At 64.3% G+C, this 21,352-nt stretch carries 24 protein-coding genes and 1 tRNA gene; 10 read left to right on the top strand and 15 right to left on the bottom strand.

What is annotated here, in order from left to right:
* Nucleotides 1-61: 61 nt before the first annotated feature.
* Nucleotides 62-138: transfer RNA gene (locus OEW28_RS12040), tRNA-Arg, on the bottom strand.
* Between the two features lie 68 nt (nt 139-206).
* Nucleotides 207-1,616, bottom strand: coding sequence for a sensor histidine kinase (locus OEW28_RS12035; protein WP_263735018.1), 1,410 nt, complete (start codon nt 1,614-1,616; stop codon nt 207-209).
* A gap of 235 nt (nt 1,617-1,851) precedes the next feature.
* On the opposite strand from OEW28_RS12035, the gene rpmH reads away from it, so the two are divergent.
* Genes rpmH through yidD form a run of 3 tightly spaced genes read left to right on the top strand, consistent with a single transcriptional unit; the run spans nt 1,852 to nt 2,647 of the window.
* On the top strand, nt 1,852-1,986 hold the full coding sequence (gene rpmH, locus OEW28_RS12030; protein WP_263722497.1) for a 50S ribosomal protein L34: 135 nt from the start codon (nt 1,852-1,854) through the stop codon (nt 1,984-1,986).
* A gap of 23 nt (nt 1,987-2,009) precedes the next feature.
* On the top strand, nt 2,010-2,429 hold the full coding sequence (gene rnpA, locus OEW28_RS12025) for a ribonuclease P protein component (protein WP_263735017.1): 420 nt from the start codon (nt 2,010-2,012) through the stop codon (nt 2,427-2,429).
* The gene (gene yidD / locus OEW28_RS12020) at nt 2,426-2,647 is read left to right on the top strand and encodes a membrane protein insertion efficiency factor YidD (protein WP_263735016.1); all 222 of its coding nucleotides are present in this window, start codon (nt 2,426-2,428) and stop codon (nt 2,645-2,647) included. The genes rnpA and yidD overlap by 4 nt, the downstream gene beginning before the upstream one ends.
* Here yidD and OEW28_RS12015 read toward each other — a convergent pair.
* Nucleotides 2,644-3,186 carry a hypothetical protein gene (locus OEW28_RS12015; RefSeq protein WP_263735015.1) on the bottom strand — a complete coding sequence of 181 codons (543 nt, stop codon included), beginning with the start codon at nt 3,184-3,186 and terminating at the stop codon, nt 2,644-2,646. The two genes, yidD and OEW28_RS12015, sit on opposite strands and share 4 nt — an antisense overlap.
* 109 nt (nt 3,187-3,295) lie before the next feature.
* On the opposite strand from OEW28_RS12015, the gene ttcA reads away from it, so the two are divergent.
* The 4 genes from ttcA (at nt 3,296) to yihA (ending at nt 7,662) form a co-directional block, all read left to right on the top strand.
* Complete coding sequence (ttcA, locus tag OEW28_RS12010) at nt 3,296-4,180, top strand: tRNA 2-thiocytidine(32) synthetase TtcA (RefSeq protein WP_263735014.1); 885 nt, start codon at nt 3,296-3,298, stop codon at nt 4,178-4,180.
* A gap of 244 nt (nt 4,181-4,424) precedes the next feature.
* Entirely contained in the window at nt 4,425-6,260 is a 1,836-nt protein-coding gene (gene yidC, locus OEW28_RS12005) for a membrane protein insertase YidC (RefSeq protein ID WP_263735362.1), read from the top strand.
* A complete protein-coding gene (locus OEW28_RS12000) occupies nt 6,257-7,015 on the top strand; it encodes an MOSC domain-containing protein (protein ID WP_263735013.1) in 759 nt (252 codons plus the stop codon). The genes yidC and OEW28_RS12000 overlap by 4 nt, the downstream gene beginning before the upstream one ends.
* Nucleotides 7,012-7,662, top strand: a complete 651-nt coding sequence (gene yihA / locus OEW28_RS11995) for a ribosome biogenesis GTP-binding protein YihA/YsxC (RefSeq protein WP_263735012.1) — start codon at nt 7,012-7,014, stop codon at nt 7,660-7,662. The genes OEW28_RS12000 and yihA overlap by 4 nt, the downstream gene beginning before the upstream one ends.
* Nucleotides 7,663-7,694: 32 nt before the next feature.
* Here yihA and OEW28_RS11990 read toward each other — a convergent pair whose 3' ends face one another.
* The gene (locus OEW28_RS11990) at nt 7,695-8,426 is read right to left on the bottom strand and encodes an SDR family NAD(P)-dependent oxidoreductase (RefSeq protein WP_263735011.1); all 732 of its coding nucleotides are present in this window, start codon (nt 8,424-8,426) and stop codon (nt 7,695-7,697) included.
* 135 nt (nt 8,427-8,561) lie between these two features.
* Between OEW28_RS11990 and argB the strand changes: the two genes are divergently transcribed.
* Genes argB through OEW28_RS11975 form a run of 3 tightly spaced genes read left to right on the top strand, consistent with a single transcriptional unit; the run spans nt 8,562 to nt 10,605 of the window.
* Nucleotides 8,562-9,440 (top strand): acetylglutamate kinase, encoded by an 879-nt coding sequence (gene argB, locus OEW28_RS11985; protein WP_263735361.1) that lies wholly within the window; start codon nt 8,562-8,564, stop codon nt 9,438-9,440.
* On the top strand, nt 9,437-10,090 hold the full coding sequence (locus tag OEW28_RS11980; protein ID WP_263735010.1) for a ferredoxin: 654 nt from the start codon (nt 9,437-9,439) through the stop codon (nt 10,088-10,090). The genes argB and OEW28_RS11980 overlap by 4 nt, the downstream gene beginning before the upstream one ends.
* On the top strand, nt 10,087-10,605 hold the full coding sequence (locus OEW28_RS11975; protein WP_263735009.1) for a SixA phosphatase family protein: 519 nt from the start codon (nt 10,087-10,089) through the stop codon (nt 10,603-10,605). The genes OEW28_RS11980 and OEW28_RS11975 overlap by 4 nt, the downstream gene beginning before the upstream one ends.
* Nucleotides 10,606-10,656: 51 nt before the next feature.
* Here OEW28_RS11975 and OEW28_RS11970 read toward each other — a convergent pair whose 3' ends face one another.
* From OEW28_RS11970 to rplQ, 11 genes are all read right to left on the bottom strand, one after another.
* Nucleotides 10,657-11,451, bottom strand: a complete 795-nt coding sequence (locus tag OEW28_RS11970; RefSeq protein WP_318527545.1) for an amino acid ABC transporter ATP-binding protein — start codon at nt 11,449-11,451, stop codon at nt 10,657-10,659.
* A 10-nt stretch (nt 11,452-11,461) separates the two neighbouring features.
* Nucleotides 11,462-12,937: an amino acid ABC transporter permease gene (locus OEW28_RS11965; RefSeq protein ID WP_263735008.1), complete on the bottom strand. Its 1,476-nt coding sequence runs from the start codon at nt 12,935-12,937 to the stop codon at nt 11,462-11,464.
* Between the two features lies 1 nt (nt 12,938).
* Nucleotides 12,939-14,216 (bottom strand): amino acid ABC transporter permease, encoded by a 1,278-nt coding sequence (locus tag OEW28_RS11960; protein WP_263735007.1) that lies wholly within the window; start codon nt 14,214-14,216, stop codon nt 12,939-12,941.
* A gap of 136 nt (nt 14,217-14,352) precedes the next feature.
* A complete protein-coding gene (locus OEW28_RS11955; protein ID WP_263735006.1) occupies nt 14,353-15,369 on the bottom strand; it encodes an amino acid ABC transporter substrate-binding protein in 1,017 nt (338 codons plus the stop codon).
* Nucleotides 15,370-15,584: 215 nt separating this feature from the next.
* Nucleotides 15,585-16,301, bottom strand: coding sequence for an ATP12 family chaperone protein (locus OEW28_RS11950; RefSeq protein WP_263735005.1), 717 nt, complete (start codon nt 16,299-16,301; stop codon nt 15,585-15,587).
* Complete coding sequence (locus OEW28_RS11945) at nt 16,298-16,969, bottom strand: HAD-IA family hydrolase (protein WP_263735004.1); 672 nt, start codon at nt 16,967-16,969, stop codon at nt 16,298-16,300. The genes OEW28_RS11950 and OEW28_RS11945 overlap by 4 nt, the downstream gene beginning before the upstream one ends.
* Nucleotides 16,966-18,012 (bottom strand): RluA family pseudouridine synthase, encoded by a 1,047-nt coding sequence (locus OEW28_RS11940; protein ID WP_263735003.1) that lies wholly within the window; start codon nt 18,010-18,012, stop codon nt 16,966-16,968. The genes OEW28_RS11945 and OEW28_RS11940 overlap by 4 nt, the downstream gene beginning before the upstream one ends.
* On the bottom strand, nt 18,009-18,386 hold the full coding sequence (gene crcB, locus OEW28_RS11935; RefSeq protein ID WP_263735002.1) for a fluoride efflux transporter CrcB: 378 nt from the start codon (nt 18,384-18,386) through the stop codon (nt 18,009-18,011). The genes OEW28_RS11940 and crcB overlap by 4 nt, the downstream gene beginning before the upstream one ends.
* Before the next feature lie 102 nt (nt 18,387-18,488).
* A complete protein-coding gene (locus OEW28_RS11930) occupies nt 18,489-19,799 on the bottom strand; it encodes a replication-associated recombination protein A (RefSeq protein ID WP_263735001.1) in 1,311 nt (436 codons plus the stop codon).
* 124 nt (nt 19,800-19,923) lie between these two features.
* A complete protein-coding gene (locus OEW28_RS11925; RefSeq protein ID WP_263735000.1) occupies nt 19,924-20,535 on the bottom strand; it encodes an autoinducer binding domain-containing protein in 612 nt (203 codons plus the stop codon).
* 286 nt (nt 20,536-20,821) lie between these two features.
* The gene (gene rplQ, locus OEW28_RS11920; protein WP_263734999.1) at nt 20,822-21,241 is read right to left on the bottom strand and encodes a 50S ribosomal protein L17; all 420 of its coding nucleotides are present in this window, start codon (nt 21,239-21,241) and stop codon (nt 20,822-20,824) included.
* Nucleotides 21,242-21,352 lie beyond the last annotated feature (111 nt).

The raw sequence follows: 21,352 nt of genomic DNA, 5'->3' as shown, positions 1-21,352 counted from the left end.
CGCAGGACTCGCGCGAAATCGCGGGCGGAACCCATGCGCTTCAGATCGATTTGGTGGGAAGTGGCGCACCCGAAGAGATTCGAACTCCTGACCCCCAGATTCGTAGTCTGGTGCTCTATCCAGCTGAGCTACGGGTGCGTGGGAGTGGGATTTAGCGATGCCGCCGGGGCATTGCAAGGGCGAAAACGACATGACGTGCATGATCGTCACGAAGCGCGCGCTGCCGTGCCGGCAGGGGCCGCGCGTGGAACCACCAGACGGAACACCGTGCCCTCGGCATCCGATCTGACCAGCTCGAGCCTGCCGCCGTGGCCCCTGACCAGTTCGGCTGCGATCGCAAGGCCAAGACCGGTTCCGCCCTTCCGGGCGCCGCCCTGGAAGGGTTCGAAAAGATGGGCGCGCGCGCGCGCGGGCAGGCCGGGTCCGGTGTCGCCCACGCTGACCCACCAGCCATCCGCTGTCTCGCCGATGGCGATCTCGACGGTTCCGGGCTGGCCCGTCATATCGATGGCCTGCCGCGCGTTGCGCACGAGGTTGGTCAGGACGCGGTTCAACTGATCGCGGTCCGCGCGCACGACGACGTCGTTCGCGACGTCGGTCACGATCTCGACCGCGCTGTCGCCCGCCGCCAGCCGCTCGGTTTCAGCCACCTCCTGGGCAAGGGCGGCCAGTCCGAACCGGCTGACGCTGGGGGGCGGCTCTTCGGCTTTGCCGAAGGCAAGCGTCGTTTCGCACAAGCCCACAGCGCGGCTGATCGAGCCGACAAGCTTGGGGACCGCGCGCTTGACCATGGGGTCGGCGCTTTCCTCGATCCGGTCGGCAAACAGCTGAGCCGTCGTGAGGATGTTGCGCAGGTCATGGCTGACCTTGGCGACGGCGGCGCCCAACTGGGCAAGCCGTTCCTTCTGCCGAAGGGATTGGGTCAGTTGCTTCTGCATCATCTGAAGCGCGACCTCGGCCTCGCGCAGTTCGACGACGTCCGATTGCGGTTCGATCACGCGGCGCGCGTCCTCGGGCGCGTCGGCATAGGTGCGCATGCTGTCCACCACGCGCCGGATCGGCGTGACCAGGACCCGGCGGACGGCGAAGAACAGGAGCGCCGCCGTCAGGGCGGAAATCACCGCGGACAGCCCCAGGATGCGCAGGCCGTAGTCGATCATCGCCTGGCGCAGGGGCGCGGTCGCCATCGTGGCCTCGATCAGCAGACCCGCCTGTTTCACGGGATCGCCGATCACGCGGATCACGCGATCCCGAGGGTCGAAGAGCACGGCGAAGGCATCGCGGATCAGCTCCCACGCCGGGGCCTGCCGAAGGTCGAAGGTCTGTTCGATCGGCCCCGGAATGGGCGACGACAGGACAAGCTGGCGGATCTCGTCGCGACGCAGGACAACGTTGAACACCTCTGCGTTGGCAAGCAGCTCGCGCTCGACCGCCTGGTCGATCATGTCGCCGGCAGCAAGGAGTGAAAGCGACGCGATCTGTGCCCGCTCAAGTCGGGACAGGATGTAGTCTTCACGGAAACGCGCCACCGAAGGCACGAAGATCAGAACCTCGGCCAGCATGACGAAGACCATCGTCAACAGCAGGAAACGGCCTGACAGCGTGTTCAAAAACATACGAACTTTCCCGGCTGACAACCGGCGCGTGATGATTTAGTTCATGGCTAGCAAAGTCGGCCGCCAAAGAACAGGGAATAGCAGGCAAATCATCCCCGCCTATCGGCATGTTGACGGTGGAAAAATGCCGCAGGCGAGTTGACTTGGCGTCCGACCGCGTCTATGAGCCGGGCTTCGAATGACAGCGGCCCTCGAATCCTAGCGGGTTTGGGTCGCCCCTACCGGAGTTGAAGCGATGAAGCGCACCTTCCAACCGTCGAACCTCGTCCGCGCCCGCCGTCATGGCTTCCGTGCGCGCATGGCGACCAAAGGTGGCCGCAAGATTCTGAACGCACGCCGCGCGAAGGGCCGCAAGGTCCTTTCGGCCTGAGGCCAGCAACCGGAATTCACGGCATGGCGCCGCCGGTGGACCACGTTGACGGGCACGTCCCCGAAACGGCGATTTCACCGGCGGCCTTGCCATGCCTGGAGGTTCTGGCCAAGCGCGCGGATTTCCTGCGCGCGGCACAGGCCCGCAGGCAGGGGACCCAGTCCTTCCTGCTGCAGGCGCGCAGGCGCAAATCGGACGAACCCGGTGGCGGCACGATCCGCGTCGGCTTCACCTGTTCCAAGAAGGTCGGCAACGCCGTCGCGCGCAACCGTGCCAAGCGGCGCCTGCGCGAGGCCGCCCGCCTGACCCTTCCCCTTCACGGGCGCCCCGGATGGGACTATGTGCTGGTCGGGCGCCGCGACGACACCGCCAACCGCGACTTCCAGCTTCTGCTTGGCGATCTGGTCCGCGCGCTCGGCCAGGTTCACGGCAAGGACAGATGAGCCCGCTTGCCCATATCGTCGCGCTTCCGGTCCGCGCCTACCGGCTTCTGTTCAGCCCGTGGGTGGGTCATGGCTGCCGCTACCATCCGACCTGTTCGGCCTATGCGCTGGAAGCGCTTCAAAAGCACGGGGCGCTAAAGGGCAGCTGGCTTGCCGCCCGGCGCATCCTGCGCTGCCATCCATGGGGCGGATCGGGGGTCGACAACGTCCCAGACTAGCGCTTGCGCAAGCCCCGCACGATCGTCTCGACCATCAGCCAGAACAGGATGATCATCGGCAGCGCGGCAAGCTGCGCGCCCGCCGGATGCCTAGCCTCTGTCCCCTGCTTGACCATCTTGAGAAGGACGCCAAGCCCCTTCGGCGGCTGACCGATCTCGGCCCGGAAGTCGCGCACCGTCTTCACCAGGATCTTGCGGTCGCCCTCCGGGTCGCGCTTCATCATCCGCTTGCAGAACTCGAGCCGTCCCAGAAGGTTGTTCAGATCGCTCGTCACACCATCAAGCCAGACCAACCCGGCCTGGGCCTCTTCCGACAGCTTGTCGAAAGCCGCCGACCGCTGCAGCTTGAGCGTCGACTTCTGTCTGGCCATGAAATCGAGGATCTTTGACTGCGCGGCCTTGATCTTCTGGCGATCCGACTCGCCATTGGTGAATTTCTTGATCGACTTGCGCAGCTCTTTCTGAAGCCGGACCAGCCCCTTTTCCGCCTCACGCACGGCCTTGAGCGCGGCGGCATCTTCCGGTGCGGACTTCGCCATGCTGTTCCTTCCTTCCGCCCCTGCCGGAAAGGTATCAGCCGCGCCGCGTAAAGCAAGAGATCTGGCGAATCCCCTTGGCGGCAAGCCCACTTCGCGCTAGGGGACGCCCATGCTTGACGACCTTGACGATATCCATCCGTTGTTCGCGGGGGCGCCGAACTCGACCGAGTTCAAGAAGCTCCGCAAGCGCATCGTGCGCGAGGTGCGCGAGGCGATCGAGGCCTATGGCATGATCGAGCGGGGCGCGCGCTGGCTTGTCTGCCTGTCGGGCGGCAAGGACAGCTACACCCTTCTGGCAGTTCTGCACGAGCTGAAGTGGCGCGGCCTTCTGCCCGTCGACCTTCTGGCCTGCAACCTCGACCAGGGCCAGCCCGGCTTTCCGGCGACGGTGCTGCCCGAGTTCCTGACCCGGATGGGGGTCGAGCATCGGATCGAATACGCCGACACCTACTCCATCGTCACCGACAAGATCGCGCCGGGGGGCACGATGTGTTCGCTCTGCTCGCGACTTCGTCGCGGCAACCTCTATCGGATCGCGCGGGAAGAGGGCTGTTCGGCCATCGTGCTTGGCCATCATCGAGACGACATCCTTGAAACCTTCTTCATGAACCTCTTTCACGGCGGACGGCTGGCCACGATGCCGCCGAAGCTGGTGAACGAGGACGGGGATCTATTCGTCTACCGCCCACTGGCCTTCGTGGCCGAGGCGGATTGCGAAAGATTCGCCCGCGCCATGAACTACCCGATCATTCCCTGCGATCTCTGCGGGTCCCAGGACGGCCTTCAGCGCCAGCAGGTCAAGCAGATCCTCGATGGATGGGAGGCGCGCAGCCCCGGTCGCCGGCAGGTCATGTTCCGCGCGCTCATGAATGCGCGCCCCTCGCACCTGCTTGACCCCGCACTGTTCGATTTTGCGGGCCTCATCCGCGAACGCGCGGAAACCGGAGCGGGCACAGACCAAGTCTCGCCTCCCAGGCTTCCCGCAGGGGACTGAGCGCCTGGGCGCGCGCGCGCGGATGCGCAGGTGTGCGGCGACCAGCTTGCAACCCGGCATCGGCCGCAGCAGCGCCGAGATGGAGCACCTCGGACCGGCGCGAACGGGGATACACGAACCTTCTTCGGGCCATCCCCGCCGCAAAGCGCCTTGCGCCGCAGGCATTCGCAGGAAACCGCTTGACCTTTGAGCGCCCGTTCTGTTGAACCGGCGCTGATCTGGAATGACTGGCGGTGTGTCCCTGATGGACGATCAGAACAAGAACCTCATCCTCGCGACCGTGCTTTCGGCAGCGGTCATTTTCGTGTGGTACACCTTCTTCACGCCGCCGATGCCGCAGCCGGAAACGGTGCCGGCCGACGTCGTTGCGGCCGAACAGGTGACCGCCCCCGTCGTGGCCGAAGCGACAGCCGCACCCGCGCCCGTCAGCGCCGCGACCGCGCCCAGAATCGAGATCGACACGCCGCGGCTCAAGGGTTCGCTGTCGCTGGCCGGCGGCCGGATCGATGACCTTCTTCTGCGCGACTACAAGCAGACGCTCGCGGCCGATTCCCCTGACGTCCGGCTGCTTGCGCCGATCGGCGGACAAGACCAGACCACGCCCTATTACGCAGTCTACGGCTGGCAGGCGGCAGGCGGGCTCGATCCCGAACTGCTACCCGATGCCCGCACCATCTGGAGCGCGCCGGAAGGCGCGCGGCTGACGGTCGACACGCCGATCACGCTGAGCTGGGACAACGGCGCGGGCCTTGTCTTCAACCGCACGATCTCGGTCGACGCCGACTACATGTTCACGATCACCCAATCGGTCGAAAACAACACAGGGGCCAGCGTCCGCCTGGCGCCCTACGGCATCATCGCCCGCCATGGCATCCCGGATTCTCAGCGCATCTATGTGCTGCACGAAGGCCTCGTCCGCGGGTCCGATGGCAAGCTGCAAGAGATCAAGTACGACGACATCCCGGAACTCGACGTCGTGCAGGGCGAAGGCAATGCCGACATTGTCGAAGTTGCGCAAAACGGCTGGATCGGCTTCACCGACAAGTACTGGATGGCGACCCTGATCCCGACGCCGGGTCAGGCCTTCACCTCGGTCGTGCGCTATGCGGCGTCCAATGACATCTACCAGGCCGAAACCCGCCTTCCCGTGACCGAGGTCGCGCCGGGGGCGACGGCCGAAGCGACGACGATGCTGTTCGCGGGCGCCAAGGAATGGGAAACCATCAAGCGCTACGAAAACGATCCGGGCGTGCTTGACAAGCTTTCCGGTATCAACGCCGACCCGGACCGTCCGAAGATCGCAGGCTTCATCGACTCGATCGACTGGGGCTGGTTCTTCTTCCTCACCAAGCCGATGTTCTGGCTTCTGCACCTGCTGCACGGCCTGATCGGCAACATGGGCTGGGCAATCATCGCGCTGACCCTGGTCATCAAGACCCTGGTCTTCCCGCTGGCGCGCAAATCCTACATCTCGATGGCGAAGATGAAGGAATTGCAGCCCGAGATGGAAAAACTGAAGGAAGCTGCGGGCGACGACCGCCAGAAGCTTCAGCAGGGCATGATGGCGCTTTACAAGAAGGAAAAGGTCAATCCAGCCTCGGGCTGCCTGCCGATCATTCTCCAGATCCCGATCTTCTTTTCCCTCTACAAGGTGATCTACGTCACGATCGAGCTTTACCACGCCCCGTTCGTGGGTTGGCTGCGTGACCTTTCGGCGCCCGATCCGACCTCGATCCTGAACCTTTTCGGCCTTCTGCCTTGGGCCACGCCGGAACAAGGTTCGCTGTTGTTCATGTTCTCGCTCGGCGTGCTGCCGATTCTTCTGGGCATCTCGATGTGGTTCCAGCAGAAACTGAACCCGGCACCGACCGATCCGGCACAGGCGGCGATCTTTGCCTGGATGCCCTGGATCTTCATGTTCATGCTCGGATCCTTCGCGTCGGGCCTTGTGCTGTACTGGATCGCGAACAACACGATCACGTTCATCCAGCAGTACACGATCATGACGATGCACGGGAAACGCCCCGACATCTTCGGCAACATCAAGGCCGGGATAAAGCGCGGCCAGTCGGGCAAATGACCGCGCGGCTCGCCCTTGTCTGCCGCCACCCGATCAAGTCGATCGGATACGAGGAGATCAAAGGCGCGACCCTGACAGAGGGTCGCGCCCTGCCATTCGACCGGGAATGGGCCGTCGCGCACGAGGCCGCCAAGTTCGGCCGCGCGCTGACCGAGTGGTCGCCGAAGCTGAACTTCTTGCGCGGCGTTGTTGGCCACAAGCTGATGGCGATCCGGACCACGTCGGATACCGAAAGCCGGCGCGTAACCCTGACCCATCCGGACGCCTCACCGCTGTCCATCGCGCCCGATGACGCAGCCGACGCGGCGGCGCTGATCGATTGGCTGCGGCCGCTCTGGCCTTCGGACCGTCCGTCGCCCGCCTTCGTGGGGCGCGTCCCCGGCCAGGCGATGACCGACTGGCCGGACCCCTTCATCTCGATCCTGAGTCTGTCTTCCTTGGGCGAACTGTCCGCCCGCATGGGACGGGAAATTTCCCCGCACCGCTTCCGCGGTAACCTCTGGATCGACGGGCTGCCGCCCTTTGCCGAGTTTGACCTGATCGGCAAGACACTCCGGATCGGCGGAGCTGAGCTTGAGGTCCGGCAACGCATTACCCGGTGCAAGGCGACGACCGTGGATCCCGATACCGGCATCTCCGATGCCGATACCCTTGCTGCGCTCAAGACGGCATGGGGTCACCAAGATTTCGGCACCTATGCCGTCGTGACCCGCTCGGGCGCGATTACCCTTGGTGATGAGGTCACGATCCAATGACGCTTGCCTTTCCGCTTGCCCCAGAACCCGACGACTTCGCGCGCGAACGCGGGCGCAAGCTTTTCGCGGGCGATGTCGCCTTCCTTAAGGGCGTCGTGGCCATGGATGGCCTGCCGCCCGCAGACCGGATCGAGGTCTGTTTCGCGGGACGTTCGAACGTCGGCAAGTCGAGCCTGATCAACGCGCTGACCGGGCGCAGAAGCCTTGCCCGCGCCTCGAACACACCGGGGCGGACCCAGGAAATCAACTACTTCACGACACCCGGCGGCCCCTACCTGGTCGACCTGCCAGGCTATGGCTTCGCCGAGGCGCCGGTGGCCGTGGTCAAGAAATGGCAGGCGCTGCTGAAGGACTACCTGTCGGGCCGCCAGACATTGCGCCGCGCCTTCGTGCTGATCGACACGCGCCATGGCATCAAGGCCGTGGACGACGAGATCCTGACATTGCTCGACAAATCCGCGGTCACCTTTCAGGTGGTGATGACCAAGGCGGACAAGGTTTCGGTCAAGGACCGCGAAAAGGCACTGGCCCAGGTGCGCGAAGCCCTGGCCAAGCATCCGGCGGCCTATCCAGAAATCGTCCTGACCTCGTCCGAGAAGGGCGACGGGATCGAAACCCTTCGCGCCCTGATCGCATCGCTCGAATAGCCCCCCTGTGCCGGACCGGGGCCGTCCCGCGTTCAGACGTGCTGGCCCGCATTCACCTCGATCTCGGTGCCGGTGACATAACTCGACGCGTCCGAACACAGGAACCAGATCACGTCGGCAACCTCCGACGGCTGGCCCAGCCTGCGCAGCGGCAATCCCTCGACGATCCGTTCGGTTCCGGGCGACAGGATCGAGGTTTCAATCTCTCCCGGCGCGATGGCGTTGACGCGGACACCCAGGGGGCCGAAGTCATGCGCCATCTCGCGCGTCAGCGCCTTCAGCGCCGCCTTCGAGGTCGCGTAGGCTGCGCCGGCGAAGGGGTGGACGCGGCTGCCCGCGATCGAGGTGACGTTGACGACCGCGCCTTTTGTCGCGGACAGCTCGTCCTTCAGCCCACGCGCCAGCACGATCGGCGCAAAGAAGTTGACATGAAACACCTTGCCCCAGTCGCGCAGGTCCGTTTCGATCGAGTTCAACCGGCTTCCACCCGGCCCCTTGGGCGAAATTCCCGCGTTGTTGACCAGGGCGTGCAGCTTGCCGCCCAGCCTGTCGCGAATGACCTCGATGGCGGCCATGGTCGCCGCCGGATCGGCCAGGTCGATCTCGATGTGATCCTCGCGTCCGCCGCCCCAGGGACAGCCTTCGGGGAAGGGATGGCGGGAACAGGTCAGGATGCGCCAACCCTCTCGCGCGAAGCGTTTTACCGTCGCATGTCCGATCCCCCGCGACGCACCCGTCAACAAAAGTGTCTTCTGCTCGGCCATGGCTTTCCCCTTCTGTTCTGGGCAACCTAGGCAATCGCGGGGGAAAGGCAACTCCCCCAAGACACTTGGCAGGGGCGTCTCAAGGGGCTAACAAACGCAGCAAAGCCCATGGGATGCCCGATGAGAAAGCAAGACATGAACCGTGACTGGATCGCCACCGCCCGGACACTTTCCGAGGCACTTCCCTATCTTCAGCGCTACGCGGGCGCGGTGGTCGTGGTGAAGTTCGGCGGCAACGCGATGGGGGACGAGGACGCGATGGCGGAATTCGCCCGTGACATCGTCCTGATGCGCCAGGTGGGCGTGAACCCGGTCGTCGTGCATGGCGGCGGCCCGATGATCAACGACCTGCTGAACAAGCTTGGCATCAAGTCCGAGTTCGTGCGCGGCAAGCGCGTCACCGACAAGGCCACCGTCGAGGTGGTCGAAATGGTTCTGTCGGGGCTGGTCAACAAGCGCATCGTGCAGGCGATCAACGATCAGGGCGGCCGCGCGGTCGGCATTTCGGGCAAGGACGACGACCTGATGGTCTGCGAGGCGGACGATCCCGAACTTGGCTTCGTCGGCCGCCCGGTCGAGATGAACGTGCAGATCCTGCGCGACCTGTTCGGTGCAGGGATGATCCCCGTCGTTGCGCCCGTCGCCACCGGGCAGAACGAAAATGAAACCTTCAACGTGAACGGCGACACCGCGGCAGGCGCCATTGCGGGCGCGCTCAAGGCAGATCGCCTGCTGCTGCTGACCGACGTGTCCGGCGTGAAGGACGAAAGCGGGTCCGTCGTGACTCAGCTCAGCCCGCAAGAGGTCCGTGACCTGACCGAAAAGGGCGTGATCGCGGGCGGCATGATCCCCAAGACCGAAACCGCGCTTGCAGCGCTTGAGGACGGGGTTCGCGCGGTCGTGATCCTGGACGGGCGGGTGCCGAACGCCTGCCTGCTGGAGCTGTTCACCGACCATGGCGCGGGCTCGATCATCCGATCGACCAAGCCACGGGTGAAACCGCGCGGGCAGTGAGCACGCTCCAAGCAATCGCCGACCTGGCAAGACCGCATTCGCTTGCGGTATTCGGTGCGTTCCATCCCGGCCCGGATGACAGCGCGCCGCCCGGCACCGGCACGCTTCTATTGTTCGGCCCGGCGGAGCCCGGATTCTGGCCGCACCTCACGTCACAGCCGGAATGGCAGGACGGGGATCCGGATCCCATCGACCGCTGGTCGAAGCGGGCGCTTGGGTCGATTGCAGCGGACCTGGGCGCACGCGCGATCTTCCCCTCGGACGGGCCGCCCTACGCGCCCTTCTTTCGCTGGGCGCTATCGTCGGGCCGGGCCTGGGCCTCTCCGGTGCGCCTTCTGGTTCACGACAGCGCCGGGCTTTGGGTCAGTTATCGCGGCGCTCTCGCCTTGGGTGAGAAACTGGAGCTCCCGGATCCTCCCGCGAATCCATGTGATGTCTGCGAAGCGAAGCCCTGCCTGTCCGCGTGCCCTGCCCTTGCCTTGACGGGCGCGGGCTATGACCTGCCGGGCTGCCATGCCTGGCTGGACCAGGAACAGGGCGACGATTGCCTTTCTTTGGGTTGTGCGGTTCGTCGCGCTTGCCCGGTGTCGCAAGCCTATGGCAGGCTGCCGGAACAATCAGCATATCACATGAGGCAATTTCACAGATGACACCAGCCGGGCACCGCCGCCTCATTCTGACGCGCCACGCAAAATCGGCTTGGGACGATCCCCGGCTTGAGGATTTCGACCGGCCGCTTAACCGACGCGGCCGCCGCGCGGCGCTGGAGCTGGGCGAATGGCTGCATTCGCGGGGATACGAACCCGAAGAGGTTTTGTGTTCCTCATCGAAGCGCACGCGGGAAACCTGGACGACGGTTTCCGCAGCGCCGCTTGAGGTCACGCCCAAGGTCGAGTTCGATGAAGGCCTTTACCACGCGGGGCCAGATGCGATGCTCAAGGCCCTGCGCCAGGCCACGGGCGATTGTGTCATGCTGATCGGACACAACCCCGGCATCGCCGCATTTGCCGGAATGCTGCCCGCCCGTGCGCCGGTAGACCCGGATTTCCACCGCTATCCAACCGCAGCCACGCTGGTCGTCGATTTCGACACGTCGTCCTGGTCACAGGTCGAACCCGGAAAGGGGTCGGTTCTGGATTTCTTCGTGCCATCCGGGCGGGACTGAAGAAACAAAGACCCCGGCCTGTGGCCGGGGCCTGCCTTCCGGCATTTGCAATCAGTGTCCGAGGATCTGGCTCAGGAACAGCTTGGTCCGATCCGATTTCGGATTGTTGAAGAATTCCTTCGGCTCGTTCTGTTCGACGATCTGGCCTTGGTCCATGAAGATCACGCGGTTCGCCACGGCCTGGGCGAAGCCCATTTCATGCGTGACGCAGAGCATCGTCATCCCCTCTTCCGCAAGCTCGATCATGGTGTCGAGCACTTCCTTGATCATCTCGGGGTCCAGCGCCGAGGTCGGTTCGTCGAACAGCATGATCCGGGGCTTCATGCAAAGTGACCGGGCGATGGCCACGCGCTGCTGCTGGCCACCCGAAAGCTGACCGGGATACTTGTGGGCCTGCTCCGGGATCTTGACCTTGGACAGGTAGTGCATGGCCGTTTCCTCGGCCTCCTTGCGCGGGGTCTTGCGAACCCAGATCGGGGCCAGCGTGCAGTTTTCCAGGATCGTCAGATGCGGGAACAGGTTGAAGTGCTGGAACACCATCCCAACCTCGGAGCGCACCTTGTCGATGTTCTTGAGATCCGAAGTCAGCTCGGTTCCATCGACGATGATGTGGCCCGACTGATGTTCCTCAAGCCGGTTGATGCACCGGATAAGCGTGGACTTGCCCGACCCCGAGGGGCCGCAGATCACGATGCGTTCGCCGCGGTTCACGGTCATGTTGATGTCGCGCAGCACGTGGAACTGGCCGTACCACTTGTTCATACTGCTGATCTGGATCGCGACCTCGTCCGACACCTGCATGTGGCTGCGGTCGATCTCACGGGTGATGGCGTGCGGGTCCGACATGGGAACCTCCTTAACGGTGATCGCGTTTCAGCTTGCGTTCGAGGTACATCGAGTACCGCGACATGCTGAAACAGCAGGCGAAGAAGATGAGGCCGACGAAGATGTAGGGCTCCCAGTAGATGCCCTTCCATTCGATCGCGGCACGAACGACCTTGGTCACGCCCTGAAGCGGGTCGTGCAGACCGACAAGGGCGACAAGCGTCGTGTCCTTGAAGAGCCCGATGAACGAGGAGACGATCCCCGGGATCGAGATCTTCAGAGCCTGCGGCATGATGATCAGGCGCTGCGCCTGCCAGTAATCCAGGCCAAGCGCGTCGGCGGCCTCGTACTGGCCGCGCGGCAAAGCCGCAAGCCCGCCCCGGATCACCTCGGCGATATAAGCCGCCGAGAAGAAGGTGACGAGGATGATGACGCGCAGGATCAGGTCGAAGTTCGTCCGCGGCGGCAGGAAGTACTGCAGCAGCAGGGACGCGGTGAACAGCATCGTGATTAGCGGCACGCCGCGGATGAATTCGATGAACCCCACCGATAGCGCCTTGATCAGCGGCATGTCCGACCGTCGGCCAAGCGCCAGAAGAATCCCCATCGGCAGCGAGGCCGCGATCGCGGTCACGCCGATAACGAAGGCCAGAAGGAATCCGCCGAATTCATCCGAGTCGACATGGGTCGTGCCGATCGGAACGATCGAATGCAGCGCCCCGGTGACGTGGGACTGGATGGCAAGCCACCAGACCGAGGCCGCGACCACGCCGGCGCCGGTGGCGACCACAACGCCCAACTGGCCCTTGGTCAGGCTGTAGACGAAGACGAGGATGGCAAAGCCCGCCAGCGTCCCGATCGGCCCCCAGATGGATCCGCCCCAAAGCAGGTAGAAACCGATCGCCGGATAAAGCAGCGTGAAGATCAGCAGCTTGCGCGGGGCAAGCCACGCGACCGCAGTCAGCGCGGCAAGCAGTACCACAGCGACCAGCAGCGCCCCGAACCCGGCATCCGCCCCCGCGATGGTTTGCGGGAAGGCCATCGCCACGCCCACCAGAGCCAAGGTGGTCAGAACCGTGACGATCCCGGCCATGATTGTGTTGACCGTGCGGTTCCCGAGATACAGGACCGGCGCCAGCGCCACGAACATCAGGGCGAAAGCCAGTGTCGGGCGCCAGAACAGCTCTTGCGGATAGAAGCCGTAAAGGTATTGGTGCCAGCGCTCGCGCACCATGGCCCAGCACGCACCGGTCGCCCCCTCGCCGTATCGGGCTTCGATGATCTCCCGGCATTCGGGCAGCGAGCTGGCATTCCAGACGCCGTGCAAGAGCCACGGAAGTGCGCTCTTGATCAACATGAACACCACGACGATGCCGACCACCGTCAGCAGGGAATTCAGCGGGGAGGAAAACAGATTCTCGCGCGCCCATTTGATGGCGCCCCTTTCAGAGACCGGCGGCTCCTGCGGTGCGAGCATTTCCTTTCGGACGAAGGTCGCCTGGGTCATGTCAGCGCTCCTTCAGCTTCATGGCTGTGTTGTAGACGTTCATCCCGGAAGAGATGATCAGGCTCAGGACCAGGTAGATCGCCATCATCAGGAGCATCGATTCAAGCTCGCGCCCTGTCTGGTTCAAGGTGATTCCGCCCAGCGTGCCCTTGAGGTCCAAATAGCTGATCGCCATGCCAAGCGTCGTGTTCTTGGTCAGGTTCAGGTACTGGCTGATCAAAGGCGGCACGATGACACGCAGCGCCTGGGGCAGCACGACCAGTCGCATCGTCCGCCCCGGACGCAGGCCCAGCGCATAGGCTGCCTCGGTCTGGCCCTTGGAGATGGCAAGGATGCCCGCGCGCACGGCTTCGGCGATGAAGGCGCCGGTATAAAGCGAAAGCGCGATCAGCAGTGCCGTGAAGGAATGCGCGACATTGATGCCCCCCTGGAAGTTGAAGCCCCTGAGCTCGGGATACTCCAGGTGAAAGCCCAGCGCATAGAGGAAGACGATGATCGGGCCGAACAGGATCAGCAGGCTTTTCCACCAGATGGTGGGCCGTACGCCGGTCGCCTCCTGCACGGACCTGGCATGGACGACAAGCCGTCGGTTTATCCAGACGCCGACCGCGATCAGCGCCAGCGCCGCAACGACCGACAGGTTGATCGGAACGTCCAGCACACTGAAGCTGCCAAGCGAGTGGTCAAGATAGGGTCGCGGAATGCTGGCACCCCGGTTCGTGAAGGCGACCGAATCGAAAAGGATCTTGGACGCCGCGGGTTCTTCGCCAGCAGCGGCCATTTCCTCGGTCACGCGGAAATCGCGAGGGGCCGGGGCCGTTTCGGAAAAGACGACGAAGGCGAGGATGATCCAGAGCAGCAAGGGGACGTTGCGGAAGGTTTCGACGTAAACCGTCATCAGCCGCGACACGACCCAATTGTGCGACAGCCGCAGCACACCGGCAAACACGCCGATCAACGTGGCCAGGATACAGCCGAAAAACGCGACGATCAGCGTATTCAGAAGCCCCACGAACAACGCACGGCCATGCGTGCTGTCGTTCGTATAGGGTATCAGCTGCTGGTCGATATCGTAACCGGCACGCTGGAACAGGAAGCTGAAGTTGATGTCCTTGTCCTTGGCGGCCAGGTTCTCGACCGTGTTGTTCAGCAGCCAGGCCAGGAAAGCCAGGAACAGCAAGAGAACGACAATCTGGATCGTATAGGAACGATACCGCGTGTCGTATACGAGCATGCTCAGCCGAAAGGGCTCCTTCGGCGTGCTTGCGACATAAGCCATTTAATTCTCCCCGACGATGGCCCGGTTTCAGGTCCGGGCTCCGGTCCGCGGGGTTCTGTCGCCCCGGCTGGACCAATCGTTCTTTTCGCTTGACGAAAAAGGGCGCGCCTTGCGGCGCGCCCCGTCTTTGGGACGATCAGCGGAACGGCGGAGCGTACTGGAGTCCGCCCTGCGTGTAGAGCGCGTTCAGACCGCGCGCGAGCCCGATCGAGGTCGACTCGCCGATGGTGGCGGCGAAGATCTCGCCGTAGTTGCCGCTGGCGGCGATGGCGCGCTTGGCCCAGTCCTTGTCGAGGCCCATCATCGCGCCCAGATCACCCTCGAGGCCAAGCATCCGCTTGACTTCCGGGTCCTGCGTGGATGCAGCCACTTCTTCGATATTGGCCTGGGTGATGCCCTTTTCCTCTGCCGCGACCAGCGCGTAGAAGCTCCAGCGCACGACGTCGCCCCAGTTGTTGTCGCCATGGCGCACGGCCGGCCCAAGCGGCTCCTTCGAGATGATCTCGGGCAGGATGACATGGTTTTCGGCATCCGGCATCGTCGCGCGCACCGCCGCAAGACCCGACGCGTCGGTCGTGAACGAATCACAGGCGCCGGCCAGATACTGGCGCTGAGCCTCCGAGTCGTCGGCCACGGTCACCGGGGTGTAGCTGATGTTGTTCGCCTTGAAGAAGTCGGCAAGGTTCAACTCGGTCGTCGTACCGGTCTGGATGCAGATCGTGGCGCCGTCCAGTTCCTTGGCCGAGGAAACACCAAGGTCCTTGTGCACCATGAAGCCCTGGCCGTCGTAGTAGTTCACCGCGACGAAGTCGAGCTTCAGATCGTTGTCGCGCGAGAACGTCCAGGTGGAGTTCCGTGCCAGCATGTCGACCTCGCCCGAGGACAGCGCCGTGAAGCGCGTCTCGCCCGTGGTCGGCACATACTTGACCTTTGCCGGATCGCCAAGGACGGCCGCGGCGACAGCCTTGCAGATCGCCACGTCAAAGCCCTGGTAATTGCCGCTGGCGTCGGGGGCGCCAAAGCCGGTCAGACCCACGTTCACGCCGCAGATGAGCTCGCCACGGGCCTTCACGTCATCAAGCGTACCAGCCGATGCGAAACCGGCCAGCAACGCGGACGCTGCCAGCGTGCCGAGAAAAACGGATTTCTTCATGCTTACCTCTTCCTGAATATCCACCCTCTGCGGGCGGTTCTGTTACAGCCTTACGGCTTGGTCGTTTTGCTGAGATGTTGATCTCATCGGCCCAAGTTTGAGAATATTCCCATACCGCCGTCAAGCCGCGTTCCTGTGAAAGCGCCGCCACGTCAAGCTTAGCGCCTGTTTTTGACCCGGGATCCGGCGCTTTGGAGGTGCGCGGGAAACATCCTTCAAGCGGGAGAGGCGATCAGTTTAAGGAAATTATGCGCAGACATGAAAGCCTGGGCCCGCTTTTCGGCGGCCTCCGCGGCCTCTTCGTCCGTACCCCACTGCTCGATCTGCCAGTTTTCGTCGATTCGACTCACTGCCAGAGCCTCTTCGGGTGTCAGTCGGCCATGCAGGACTGCCAGCCCGATCACCAGCGACCCCGATATCCCGACGAAATCGTGCAGCGCGGTCAGTTCGAAGGCCGAAAGCCGATGAACCGCGTCCGAAAGCGCCTGGACGCTGTCCTGCGGCTGCTCGACTGGCACGACGCCGCGGGTCCTGAGCAGGGGGGCGCCAAGATGCTCTGTCGCCCAGTCCAGAAGCGGATCCCAGCTTGCGGCCTGCCGCTTGGCAAGCGCCTCTGGCCCCTCGGCCCGGTAGCACAGCAGGTCAGAGGCGCCGTAGGCCGCGATCAGGCCGGCGACCTCGTCGAACTGCACCGCGACCTTGTCGATCGCCGCGTTAGCCGCGCGCGTCATCGGCATCGACAGGGGGTCGATCACACCTTCCTGGTCCTGCCACTCGGCCGCGATCGCGCAAGCCAGCGCCTCGCAGGGCACGACCAGCGGCGCCTTTGCCGGGGTTTTCACCTGGCGCGAATCCAACCAGACACTCCAGCCACCCTCGGTCTGGCGGGCGGTCGCCTCGGTCCAAAACCTTTTCGCGGTCCAACTGCTCATGTCAGCCTCCAAAGATCGTCAAGCGCGGGGTTCAGCGCCTCGAAGCCATCGATCACCCGGCAGGCTCCAGCCGCCAGAAGCGCGTCCGGCTTGTGGTATCCCCACCCGACACCGATCGCGGGCATTCCTGCCGCGCGCGCCATCTCGACGTCGTAGGTCGTGTCGCCCAGCATCACCGCGTCTGCCGGATCGACGCCGGTTTCGGCAAGCGCTGCCAAAAGCATCGACGGGTTCGGCTTCGAGGGATGATCGTCCGCGACCTGGCTGGTCGCGAACCGGTCGGACAGGCCATGGGCGTCCAGAACATGCGTCAGACCGCGGCGCGACTTGCCCGTCGCGATGCCAAGAAACACCTTGTCGCGGGTGCAAAGCGCGTCAAGCGCGGCAAGCGTGCCCGGAAAGAGCGGCGACAGGTGGCCTGCGCGCAACTGGCCGAATGCCGACTTGTAGGCATCGACTGCGGCGCCGCGCGCGGCTGGCGTCGCCTGCGGCAACAGCACCGTTACCGCCTCGACCAGCGACAGTCCGACGATCGACAGCACCTGGTGCCGGGGCGGCAGCGGCAGATCGACTGCGGCAAAGGCTTGGGCCATCGCGGCGACGATGTGATCCTGACTGTCGACCAGCGTGCCGTCGACATCGAAGACCACGAGCCTGGCAGGGCTCATGCCTGATCCTCGAACGGGTCGGCCGGGGCGTCGGCCTCGGCCCAGCCCACCGTTTTCCACGTCCGTTTCATGTGATCGGGCAGCGGCGCTGTCAGCGTGATGCGCTTGCCTGTGATCGGATGGTCGAAACTGATCGAGCGGGCGTGCAAATGCAGCTTTCGGCTGATCTCGCCGCCAAGCTGCGCGCCCCAGCCATCGCCCAGGTTTTCCTGACCCGAACCGCCGTATTTCCCATCGCCAGCGATCGGGTGGCCGATCTCGGCCATGTGCGCACGCAATTGGTGCGTCCGGCCCGTGACCGGCACCAAGGCCACCCAAGCCGCCCGGGACCCCAGCGCATCGATCACGGCGTAGTCGGTGGTCGCGCGCTTTGCTCCTTCGGTCTCATCGATCTTCGAGGGATGCACGGCGATCATCTTTTCACCCTCGCCGCCGCGTCCGTGACCGGGGGCCTTCACCAGGCCGAAGCGGATCGTACCCATACGGGGGCTTGGCACACCCGCAACCGCGGCCCAATAGATCTTGCGCGTGGTGCGCGACCGGAACGCCTCGGACAAGGCCCTGGCAATGCGGTCGGTCCGCGCGATCAGAAGAACGCCAGATGTGTCCTTGTCCAGCCGGTGGACCAGCTTGGGGCGGTCCTTGTAGCCGAACTTCAATGCCTCGGTCAGACCGTCGACATGGCGGTGCCCCTGCCCCGACCCGCCCTGCGAGGGCAGGCCCGGGGGCTTGTTCAGCGCGATGATGTGTTCGTCCTTCCACAGCACGGCCGCCTGGATCATGCGCACGTCTGCCTCTGGCAGACCCGGGGTCTGGACCTGTTCGACCGGCGCGCCGGGCTGCGGCAAGGGCGGCACCCGAACCTCGGCGCCCGGAGCGACCCTGGTCGAGGCCTTGACCCGTCCGCCATCCACCCGAAGCTGGCCCGTGCGGCACATCTTTTCGATCGCGCCTTGCGTGACATGGGGGAAGCGGCGCTTGAGCCAGCGGTCCAGGCGGCTTTCGCCTTCGTCTTCGGATACAGTCAGGATCTGCACGCTCATGCGAATGCCCACCGTGTTGCGGACATGCCCGCGACGATCGCCGCAAGCGACAGGACGACGGAGGCTGCCACGTAGGCCACTGAAATCATGGTCTGACCGCGTTCCCAGATCGTCAGTGCGTCAAGCGAAAACGCGGAAAACGTCGTATAGCCGCCCAGCACGCCCGTCATCAGGAACGGCGCCAGCCGCGTCGCGTCCTTGTGGGCCAGAATGACGACGATGGCGCCCATGAGAAAGGAGCCGACAACATTCACGGCGACGGTTCCCCAGGGGAATCCCGGGCCAACAAGCCGCATCGCGGCGACATTCGTCATGTAGCGCGCCGAGGCGCCGATTGCGCCGCCAAGGGCGACCTGTATCAGGGTCTGGATCATGCCGCCTTCCTGTGGCCGGGCCGCGCCAATGTCAACCTGCAAGGGGTATTGCCGCGGGTTCGTTGCGGCCTGGGCGGCTTGGCCACCCAACCGCGCCGAACGCTAGCCATTCCGCTTGTCCCGAAGCTTCGCGAACCATTCCACCCGCTTCTTCAATTCGCGTTCGTAGCCCCGCTCGACCGGCTGGTAAAAGACGGGCCGGCGCATGGTTCCGGGAAAGTAGTTCTGCCCGGAAAAGCCGTCTTCCGCATCGTGGTCATAGGCGTAGCCCGCGCCATATCCTTGATCCTGCATCAGCCGGGTGGGTGCGTTCAGGATATGTTTGGGCGGAGGTTCCGAACCGGTGCGTCGCGCCGCATCGCGGGCGGCCTTGTAGGCGACATAGCCTGCGTTGGACTTGGGGGCCAGCGCCAGATAGGTGACCGCCTGCGCCAGCGCCAGTTCACCTTCGGGGCTACCCAGGCGCTCGTATGTTTCCCAGGCATGAAGACAGACGGTCTGTGCCTGCGGATCGGCAAGGCCGATATCCTCGACCGCCATTCGGGTGATGCGCCGCGCCAGAAAGCGCGGATCCTCTCCGCCTTCCAGCATCCGCGCGTACCAGTAAAGCGCCGCGTCCGGATCAGAGCCGCGGACCGATTTGTGCAGCGCCGAGATCAGGTTGTAATGCTCGTCGCCCGACTTGTCGTACTTGGTCGCGCGCCGCATCAGCCGCTGCGCCAGGGCCTCGGCCGTCAGGGGCTGCGCCGTCTTCCATGCCGCGACCTGTTCCACGAGGTTGAGAAGCGCGCGGCCGTCCCCGTCGGCCATTTCCAGCAGCGCCTCGCGCGCCGGGGCCTTCAGCGGAAGCGCACGGCCCAGTTCAATTTCCGCGCGCTGGACAAGCCGTTCCAGATCGGTCAGCGACAAGCGCTCAAGCACGATGACCTGGGCGCGGCTCAGCAAGGCGGCGTTCAGCTCGAACGACGGGTTTTCGGTGGTCGCCCCAACAAGAAGGATCGTACCGTCCTCCATATGCGGCAGGAAACTGTCCTGCTGCGCCTTGTTGAAGCGGTGGATCTCATCGACGAAAAGCAGCGTGCCGCGGCCCTGGCCGTGACGCAGGCGCGCCGCCTCGAACACCTTTCGCAACTCGGGGACGCCGGTGAAGATTGCGCTGATCTGCACGAATGCAAGCTCGGTCGCGTCGGCAAGCAGGCGCGCGATCGTCGTCTTGCCCACCCCTGGCGGCCCCCAGAGGATCAGGGACGACAGGCTTTTCGCCCCCAGCATCGCGCCCAGCGGGCCATCGGGGCCAAGGACCCTTTCCTGGCCTATGACTTCGCCAAGCGTCCGCGGCCGCAAACGGTCGGCCAAAGGCCGTGCGCCGGGGCGGTCCTGGGGTTTCTCGGCTGTGTCGAAAAGATCGGCCATTGGCGCAGATTACTTCGCCGCACGACCAAGCGGAAGGCCGCTTCGGCTGGCCCGGGCCGTGCCCAGCCGGATCATGGTCGCGCGGCGACAGCGGGCGCGTGATTGTGTCCGATCCTTGCACATCTCAGATCAGCCGGTAATCGCGCGCGCGCTGCACAGCCTCGGCGGTCGTCCGCGCCAGAAGAGATTGCCGCGCAGAATTCAGACGGGCCTTGAGCGCACTTTCCGAAATGTTGAGCTTGGCGGCCGCAGCCACATAGCGATGCCCCTCGGCGATCAGCCGCAGCGCGTCGGCTTGCGCCTTGGTCAGCTTGGTCGGCGGCTCAATCATGTCGTGCAGGGTGTGAATCAAGCGCGCGAATGACTCGATCTCGGCATCCGAGAATTCCCGGTCCGATCGGCTGGCCGAGGCGACCGTCCTGGACGAGACCGGCCCGCAAGACACCACAAGACCGTAGATCAGGCCGAAGTCCCGTGCCTGTCCCAGGATGTCGAACGGATCGGGCATCTGGATCTCGCTCCAGCGCGCGGTGCCGATCGTGCCATAGCCCCAGGCGAACAAAGGATCCCGAAGCCCGAAAGAGTCTTCGTTGTAGCGCGCGACCCAATCCGCCGGATAAGTCTGGTGGAGAAGCAACGGCAGCGCGGCCCGGAAGTGCAGCGCCACCGAGTAGCCCAATGGCGACATCAGGGACAGTTCGTGAAGCTGCAACTCTATGCCGGACCGCAACGGCATGGCGGACCCCCTTCAACTCGCAGACATGTCTTTTTAGACAAGTCCCCTTCCCTTGGGTCAACCGCTTTCGCTTGTCCTTTCGAAAGAGTGAAGTCGTCGTGAGACTGCGGCACGGCTCTGCCTCTTTTGCGCGCAGTAATAGAGCAGAGCCCAGCAAGGCGCGATGCGCGCGCCACGACTGTTCGGGAATGGGGCCAAACGCGAAACCCCCGCGGGGAAATCACCGCGGGGGTTCACTATTCAATCACCGGCCACGGCGAAGCACGGCCGGGGCATCAGCCGGAAATCAATCCTCGACGGCTTCTTCGGCGGCAACGCGCGCCTTGTCGGCCGCGCCCTTGGCGCTGGTGTCGCGGTCAACGAATTCGATGATCGCCATCGGGGCCATGTCACCATAGCGGAAGCCCGCTTTCATGATGCGGATGTAGCCGCCCTGGCGGTCCTTGTAGCGCGGGCCGAGGATCTCGAACAGGCGCGCGACGTGCGAATCCTGCTTGAGCTGCGCCGCTGCCTGACGCCGGGCATGCAGATCACCGCGCTTGGCAAGCGTGATCAGCTTTTCAACGATCGGACGCAGTTCCTTCGCCTTCGGAAGGGTGGTCTTGATCTGTTCGTGTTCGATGAGCGAACCGGCCATGTTGGCCCAGAGCGCCTTGCGGTGCTCATGAGTACGGTTCAGACGGCGGTAGCCGCGAGCGTGACGCATTTCAATCTCCTATCGCGTTTTGCTTTGTCCGGCGGGCGTGGTCCTCGCTCCGCTCTCCTTGGGGCTTTCGCCCGGATATTCCCCGCCAGCGCGGGCATTTCCGGGGGCCGT

This window comes from Albidovulum marisflavi, assembly GCF_025751435.1.
Taxonomy (GTDB): Bacteria; Pseudomonadota; Alphaproteobacteria; order Rhodobacterales; family Rhodobacteraceae; genus Albidovulum; species Albidovulum marisflavi.
This window is presented reverse-complemented; position numbering and strand designations above follow the sequence as displayed.

Bases quoted from the DNA above. Each gene is read 5' to 3' on its own strand.
- rpmH (WP_263722497.1), top strand. From the start codon at position 1,852: ATGAAGCGCACCTTCCAACCGTCGAACCTCGTCCGCGCCCGCCGTCAT.
- OEW28_RS11945 (WP_263735004.1), bottom strand. From the start codon at position 16,969: ATGAGCCCTGCCAGGCTCGTGGTCTTCGATGTCGACGGCACGCTGGTC.
- OEW28_RS11960 (WP_263735007.1), bottom strand. From the start codon at position 14,216: ATGGCTTATGTCGCAAGCACGCCGAAGGAGCCCTTTCGGCTGAGCATG.
- OEW28_RS12035 (WP_263735018.1), bottom strand. From the start codon at position 1,616: ATGTTTTTGAACACGCTGTCAGGCCGTTTCCTGCTGTTGACGATGGTC.
- rnpA (WP_263735017.1), top strand. From the start codon at position 2,010: ATGGCGCCGCCGGTGGACCACGTTGACGGGCACGTCCCCGAAACGGCG.
- OEW28_RS11930 (WP_263735001.1), bottom strand. From the start codon at position 19,799: ATGGCCGATCTTTTCGACACAGCCGAGAAACCCCAGGACCGCCCCGGC.
- OEW28_RS11940 (WP_263735003.1), bottom strand. From the start codon at position 18,012: ATGAGCGTGCAGATCCTGACTGTATCCGAAGACGAAGGCGAAAGCCGC.
- OEW28_RS11955 (WP_263735006.1), bottom strand. From the start codon at position 15,369: ATGAAGAAATCCGTTTTTCTCGGCACGCTGGCAGCGTCCGCGTTGCTG.
- crcB (WP_263735002.1), bottom strand. From the start codon at position 18,386: ATGATCCAGACCCTGATACAGGTCGCCCTTGGCGGCGCAATCGGCGCC.
- yidD (WP_263735016.1), top strand. From the start codon at position 2,426: ATGAGCCCGCTTGCCCATATCGTCGCGCTTCCGGTCCGCGCCTACCGG.
- OEW28_RS11970 (WP_318527545.1), bottom strand. From the start codon at position 11,451: ATGTCGGACCCGCACGCCATCACCCGTGAGATCGACCGCAGCCACATG.
- OEW28_RS11950 (WP_263735005.1), bottom strand. From the start codon at position 16,301: ATGAGCAGTTGGACCGCGAAAAGGTTTTGGACCGAGGCGACCGCCCGC.
- OEW28_RS11925 (WP_263735000.1), bottom strand. From the start codon at position 20,535: ATGCCGTTGCGGTCCGGCATAGAGTTGCAGCTTCACGAACTGTCCCTG.
- OEW28_RS11990 (WP_263735011.1), bottom strand. From the start codon at position 8,426: ATGGCCGAGCAGAAGACACTTTTGTTGACGGGTGCGTCGCGGGGGATC.
- OEW28_RS11965 (WP_263735008.1), bottom strand. From the start codon at position 12,937: ATGACCCAGGCGACCTTCGTCCGAAAGGAAATGCTCGCACCGCAGGAG.
- OEW28_RS11975 (WP_263735009.1), top strand. From the start codon at position 10,087: ATGACACCAGCCGGGCACCGCCGCCTCATTCTGACGCGCCACGCAAAA.
- rplQ (WP_263734999.1), bottom strand. From the start codon at position 21,241: ATGCGTCACGCTCGCGGCTACCGCCGTCTGAACCGTACTCATGAGCAC.
- argB (WP_263735361.1), top strand. From the start codon at position 8,562: ATGAACCGTGACTGGATCGCCACCGCCCGGACACTTTCCGAGGCACTT.
- OEW28_RS12000 (WP_263735013.1), top strand. From the start codon at position 6,257: ATGACCGCGCGGCTCGCCCTTGTCTGCCGCCACCCGATCAAGTCGATC.
- yihA (WP_263735012.1), top strand. From the start codon at position 7,012: ATGACGCTTGCCTTTCCGCTTGCCCCAGAACCCGACGACTTCGCGCGC.
- ttcA (WP_263735014.1), top strand. From the start codon at position 3,296: ATGCTTGACGACCTTGACGATATCCATCCGTTGTTCGCGGGGGCGCCG.
- yidC (WP_263735362.1), top strand. From the start codon at position 4,425: ATGGACGATCAGAACAAGAACCTCATCCTCGCGACCGTGCTTTCGGCA.
- OEW28_RS12015 (WP_263735015.1), bottom strand. From the start codon at position 3,186: ATGGCGAAGTCCGCACCGGAAGATGCCGCCGCGCTCAAGGCCGTGCGT.